Raw genomic sequence first — 6,004 nt, forward strand, 5'->3', positions numbered from 1 at the left:
TGCACAGGAAAGTATTTATCTGGTTGCAATACATTTCTGAACATAGGTATTTCGAGGGAATATTTTGAACAAATATGAGAAATTCACTAAATTGGAGAACAAAAGTTACTCTGATGTCACACGTTTTCTGAAAAAGACCACTCATCTTACTGCACGGGAATGGGTGATCGCACGTTTGTGTGCTGATTTCAAGAATCTCTCGAACCGCTCCGAGATGACCTGGATAGGGGAGAACCTGCCTGAGCTTGTTCCTTTTGTCGATGAGCCATATACTAGGCAGGAAGTGTCCAATGCACATGCTGCTTTCAAGCACAAGATAGAGAGAAGCGGTACAACTTTCTTTTATGCATACTATGCCGGGCTCATCGGACAGGAGGAGATGATAAAGATAATACACAAGATCGTATCCGACCTGCAACTTCTGATCGAGACCGAGAGCGGTGAGATCTCCGATGACCATATGACAGATGTGCAAATGCTTGTGGCAGATACCCTTCACAGGATCAATGAGTCTCTGGACTATTAAGCTGTATAAGTACCATTGCAAACCGTTATCAATTAAGATATCATGTATTATCTAAAAACATCATTATTTATGTGATAAGGCTTTTCTAGCAATTGCTTCGAAAATGTTGTCGCACAAAAACCCATTACAACTCCTTTACATCTTGATTTCCCAAAAATGTTGATGTTTTGGTGGGTCAACCTCCTTCCTTTGACAACATTTTCTTTTTGTGTTCCCATCGCATCTGCTGGCTAAGAAAAGTGAAAGGTACGACAATGTATTTATCATGAGACATTTTCTTATACATCGATACAATGAGCTTCAGAGATTTTATCGACCATTTACGAACCAGTGGCAGGTTAGTTGAGGTCACAGAGCCTGTTTCGAAAGTATTCGAAGCACCAAGACTTGCAAAGAAGAGCAATGCTCCCATACTGTTCCACGATATTGACGGACAAAAGGCCATCATGAACCTGTTGGGTTCAAGGGATGAGCTTGCCGATATGTTCGGTGTCCCCAAGGACGGTATTATACAGAGACTTTCCGATATAAGGCCGGATGGGGAAGTAAAGATAGTAAATACCTCTCCGACCATGGAGGTCATTGAGAACGATGTGGACCTTTCAAAACTTCCTCTGATGACACACTTTGAGAAAGACGGTGGTCCTTATATCACAGCCGGAGTTGTCGTTTCTGAATATGGCGGAATGATGAATGCATCCATCCACAGACTTATGGTCGTGGGCAAAAACAAGCTGGCAGCACGCCTTGTTCCTCCACGCCATTCTTTCGTACTCCACAAGAAGGCAGCTGAGAACAACGAGCCTTTACCGGTAGCCATCGTGCTGGGTGCTGATCCGGTAATAACCTTCGCTTCCACCACCCGTGTTCCGGCAGGTAAGGAGTTCGAGTACGCAGCAGCTTTAAGGGGTGCTCCTGTGGAACTGTTCGAGTGTGAGAACGGTGTGAAAGTGCCACATGCGGAGATAATTCTTGAAGGTTATGTCGATCCCACAGAAAGGGTGGATGAAGGACCTTTCGTTGATATCACAGGTACCTATGACCTTGTACGCAAGGAACCGGTGATCACAATTACAAAGATAATGCACAGGAAGGACCCTATCTATCACGGTATCCTTCCGGCAGGTGCAGAGCATCTTCTCATGATGGGCGTGCCTTACGAGCCAAAGATATACAATGCAGTGGCAGAGGTCACTACCGTAAAGAACGTAGTGTTAACGGAAGGCGGCTGCTGCTATCTCCATGCGGTGGTCCAGATAGAGAAACAGACCGAAGGTGATGCCAAGAACGCAATCATGGCGGCATTTGCAGCTCATACGAGCCTCAAGCATGTTGTTATCGTGGACGAGGATATCGATATTTTCAATATGATGGATGTGGAATTTGCCATTGCAACAAGGGTGAAAGCTGACCTCGATGTCATGATCATCCCGAACGTTCGTGGAAGCTCCCTGGATCCAAGAGGTTCTCCCGACGGGACCACCACCAAGATGGGCATAGATGCCACAAAGGTCCTTGCAGAAAAAGAGATATTCGAGCGCGCAAAGATGCCTGAATGATAACTATAGGAAATTATAATGTATCTGACAGCAGAAGAAGAAAATGTACTTGACGGCGAACAGGGGGAGACCCTGCGCAAAGCCATGGAGATCCTTGTTGCACTTGGAGATATCTATGGTGCGGATGGTCTGATCCCTGTCAAGAGCGCCCAGATAGCAGGCGTGTCCTACAAGACGATAGGAGATGCCGGACTTGAATGGATATCCGATCTCGAAGGTACGGTAAAGGTCCCTTCAATATTGAATCCCGCAGGCATGGATATGCTCCGGTGGAAAGAGATGGGCATAGAGCCGGAATTTGCGGAAAAACAGTTGGAGATAATAGCTGCTTACGAAAAGCTCGGGATAAGTTCAAAGTGCACTTGCACTCCCTACTATCTCGAAGGCTTCTCGGCGACCTGTGGGGACCATCTTGCATGGAGCGAGTCTTCAGCTGTCTCTTATGCGAATTCGGTGATAGGTGCACGCACCAATCGTGAAGGCGGTCCATCCGCATTATCTGCTGCACTGGTCGGGAAAACAGCGAACTATGGTTACCATCTTGATGAGAACCGTGTTCCTACGGTCTCCGTGGTAGTGGACCATGAGCTCTCAGGTTCTGATTATGGTGCCCTTGGTTATATCGCAGGTAAGGAAATTGGTAATCGCGTACCGATGTTCCATCTGGCCTCGACACCTACCTCAGATGAACTGAAAGGATTGGGTGCTGCAATGGCGGCATCCGGCGCAGTTGCATTGTATCACGTAGAGGGTGTCACGCCTGAGGCGAAGCAGGTCAATTTTGATAAACCCGATGAGACCATCACTATCCAGAGAAGTCAGCTTGATGAGGTCTATGAGACCATCATTGGTAGTGAGGATGATCTGGAATGCGACATCGTAGCGGTCGGCTGTCCGCACTGTTCTCCTGAGGAATTGAACAAGATCGCCGATCTGCTGGAAGGCAAAAAGATAGAAAAGGAACTCTGGGTATGCACTTCAAGGGAAGTTGCCCAAAGATATCCTGATGTTGTGAAAAGGATAGAAGAGAGTGGCTCAAAGGTGTTGTGTGATACCTGTATGGTCGTCTCCCCTGCAACGGAAGGCCACAATTGCATGATGGTCAATTCAGGCAAAGCACTGGCTTACGTTCCGGGAATGTGCAAGGTCCCTGCGAAGATCGGAAGTCTGGAAACATGTATCAAAAGGGCAGGTGGTGACAATTAAGATCGAATGCAGGACCATTGCAAGGGGGGTTGCGGAAGGTGAGGTGCTTCTATCGGAGGATGCCCTCTCGTTCTTAGGTAACGTTGACCCGAAAACAGGAGTAGTTGTTGATCCCGGTCATGCTATTTATGGAGAATGTATCAAGGACAAAATACTTGTTTTCCCGCATGGCAAAGGCTCTACCGTGGGTTCTTACGTGATATACCAGTTGAAAAAGAACAACGTATCCCCTGCTGCAATGATAAACATCGATTCTGAACCGATAGTGGCAGTGGGAGCTATAATCTCTGATATCCCTCTCGTGGACAGGCTTGACAAGGACCCTTTCACCATTTTTAAGAATGGGGATCGTGTGAAGGTCGATAGTACCGGCGGTTTCGTTGAACTGATGGACAGGTAAATTCAGACGTGGGAAACAATAAAGTTAATGTCTTCAAGAACTAAAGCTCCAGAGGATGCAGAAATAGAGGCCATGATCATGGGCCTCTATGATGACATTCATCCATTTTTCAAGGCCTATGAAGTGGGTTATGCTGACAGCGCGATTCATTTTTACGGAGTTCCCCAAATCGACCCCAAGATGGTACATCAATATCTCTGGCCAAAGTTAACAGCCAAGGGCTATCAACTCTCCTTTACCAAGGAACTCGGGGAAGATGTATTGGTCGTTTCTCCGATACAAGAGGTCCCTGAACGTATATGGATCAATGTCCTGCTCGCTGTAGCAACGGTATTTACCACCATGTTCGCAGGTGCTACGATGTTCGGGGTGGATATTTTCAGCGAACCTTCTCAGTTCACCAAAGGGCTTCCCTTTACACTTGCGATAATGTTCGTTCTCGGCTCTCATGAAATGGGTCACTACATGGCTGCGAAGATGCACGGTATGCGAACATCATTGCCATATTTCATTCCTTTCCCCACGATCATTGGCACAATGGGTGCTGTTATTAAACACAGGGGTATCATACCTGACAGGAAAGCATTGTTCGATGTGGCAGTTGCAGGTCCACTTGTGGGTATTGTGGCATCTGTTATCGTGACTTTCATCGGTCTTTCATTACCGCCTGTGGAATACATAATCACACCCGGTAATATGGTGCTCGATATACAGGTCCCCCTTCTGTTCCAGGCTATAAATACGATATCCGGCAATACTGTCGAGACCATGCATCCCGTGGCCTTTGCAGGCTGGGTCGGTATGTTGGTGACCGTGTTGAACCTGCTACCCTCGGGTCAGCTAGATGGCGGTCATATCGTTCGTGCAATGCTCGGGGAACGTGCAAAGCATGTTTCTATGGCAATGCCCTTCATTTTGGGATGCCTCGGTCTTTATGTCATCTTCGTGCTTCAGCAAAATGGCGGTATATGGATGTTCTGGTCCATCTTCCTTCTGCTCTTTGCACTGGCAGGTCATCCAAGGACCTTGAATGATGATATTAAGCTTGACAACAGGAGAATGGCATTGGGGATCGGAACTTTCATACTTGGTTTGCTATGTTTTACTCTGGTGCCTTTTACACTGGTAATTACTTGAGGTTGAAAAAATGGATGTATGTTTCAGGTTGATGCAGAAGAACACTTACAGCCTTGCAGCCCTTCTCCCCCTTCTTCCCGAAGGCAAGCTCGTAAAAGAGATCCATGAGGGCATCATGATCTATAGCTTTGCCACCAAACAAAAAGAAAATGTGTTTGCAGAGGTCGATTCCCGCACATCCGATACTATCTGTATAGCAGGTGGTCCGCATCCTTCAGGCTCTGTTGGGGATACTCTTGAGCACTTCGATCTTGTCGTTATAGGGGAAGGTGAAGAGACCCTTCCTCATCTTGTAAATACGCTCCTTGAAGGCGGAGATGTTTCAAAGGTCAAGGGGATCGGATACAAATGCGATGGGAAGGTCGTGCTTACGGAAAAGCGTGACCATGTGGACCTTGATGATCATCCTTGTTTCGATCCAAAAGCTCTTCGCTCACCCATTGAGATAAGCAGGGGTTGTCCGTGGAATTGCAAATACTGTCAGACGCCCCGCATATTTGGGCATGAGATGCGACATCGAAGCATCGATTCCATTGTCAGTTTCGCTAAATATTACAACGACCTGCGCTTTACTTCCTCAAACGCATTTGCTTATGGTGGCAATGGTATTCAGCCAAGGTTCGACAAGGTCGAAGCTCTGCTTTCAAAGTTGAGTTCCATTGAAGGCAAGAATATCTTTTTTGGCACTTTTCCTTCCGAGATACGTCCTGAATTTGTCACCCACGAAGGGCTGGACCTCATCGATAAGTACTGCAGCAACAGAACGATAAGTCTGGGTGCCCAATCCGGAAGTGACAGTATATTGAAAGAGATGTTAAGGGGACACACGTCCGAAGATGTCAATATCGCTGTTGAACGGTGCTTTGAGCATGAGATCATACCGGTAGTGGACTTTATCTTCGGTTTTCCCAATGAGTCCGAAGAAGACCAGCAAAGAACAGTTGACCAGATAAAATGGATCTGCAAAAAAGGTGGAAAAGTGCGAGCCCATTACCTTTCCCCTTTACCTTCAACACCTTACGAGAACATCGTTCCCTCACCTATCAGTGATCCTGTTAATCGGGTGCTGGGTAAAATGGCAAGGGATGGTAAGCTCAGTGGTAGCTGGAATGAGTGATCTCATTCCTCTTTTGAGATGCGACAAAGCTCCAATCCGTTGTTGTGGAACACGTAAAC

At 46.8% G+C, this 6,004-nt stretch carries 6 protein-coding genes; all 6 read left to right on the plus strand.

All coding sequences use genetic code 11. From position 1 onward, the window contains the following. The first annotated feature begins 64 nt into the window (after nucleotides 1-64). Nucleotides 65-526, plus strand: coding sequence for a DUF5806 family protein (locus tag QAS77_RS09835; RefSeq protein ID WP_011499525.1), 462 nt, complete (start codon nucleotides 65-67; stop codon nucleotides 524-526). Nucleotides 527-819: 293 nt separating this feature from the next. Continuing rightward, nucleotides 820-2,085, plus strand: a complete 1,266-nt coding sequence (locus QAS77_RS09840; protein WP_250867922.1) for a UbiD family decarboxylase — start codon at nucleotides 820-822, stop codon at nucleotides 2,083-2,085. An 18-nt stretch (nucleotides 2,086-2,103) separates the two neighbouring features. Next, nucleotides 2,104-3,291 (plus strand): aconitase X catalytic domain-containing protein, encoded by a 1,188-nt coding sequence (locus QAS77_RS09845; RefSeq protein ID WP_305065290.1) that lies wholly within the window; start codon nucleotides 2,104-2,106, stop codon nucleotides 3,289-3,291. After that, nucleotides 3,278-3,691, plus strand: a complete 414-nt coding sequence (locus tag QAS77_RS09850) for a DUF126 domain-containing protein (RefSeq protein WP_250867920.1) — start codon at nucleotides 3,278-3,280, stop codon at nucleotides 3,689-3,691. The genes QAS77_RS09845 and QAS77_RS09850 overlap by 14 nt, the downstream gene beginning before the upstream one ends. A 27-nt stretch (nucleotides 3,692-3,718) precedes the next feature. Next, nucleotides 3,719-4,828 carry a site-2 protease family protein gene (locus tag QAS77_RS09855; protein WP_305065292.1) on the plus strand — a complete coding sequence of 370 codons (1,110 nt, stop codon included), beginning with the start codon at nucleotides 3,719-3,721 and terminating at the stop codon, nucleotides 4,826-4,828. Nucleotides 4,829-4,838: 10 nt separating this feature from the next. Continuing rightward, nucleotides 4,839-5,945 carry a TIGR04013 family B12-binding domain/radical SAM domain-containing protein gene (locus QAS77_RS09860; protein WP_305065294.1) on the plus strand — a complete coding sequence of 369 codons (1,107 nt, stop codon included), beginning with the start codon at nucleotides 4,839-4,841 and terminating at the stop codon, nucleotides 5,943-5,945. The last annotated feature ends 59 nt before the right edge of the window (nucleotides 5,946-6,004 follow it).

The organism is Methanococcoides sp., assembly GCF_030594565.1.
GTDB classification, from domain to species: Archaea; Halobacteriota; Methanosarcinia; order Methanosarcinales; family Methanosarcinaceae; genus Methanococcoides; species Methanococcoides seepicolus.

What these genes read in the sequence shown, in the direction of transcription:
- QAS77_RS09845 (WP_305065290.1), top strand. Translation starts at nt 2,104, where the DNA reads ATGTATCTGACAGCAGAAGAAGAAAATGTACTTGACGGCGAACAGGGG.
- QAS77_RS09860 (WP_305065294.1), top strand. Translation starts at nt 4,839, where the DNA reads ATGGATGTATGTTTCAGGTTGATGCAGAAGAACACTTACAGCCTTGCA.
- QAS77_RS09840 (WP_250867922.1), top strand. Translation starts at nt 820, where the DNA reads ATGAGCTTCAGAGATTTTATCGACCATTTACGAACCAGTGGCAGGTTA.
- QAS77_RS09855 (WP_305065292.1), top strand. Translation starts at nt 3,719, where the DNA reads ATGTCTTCAAGAACTAAAGCTCCAGAGGATGCAGAAATAGAGGCCATG.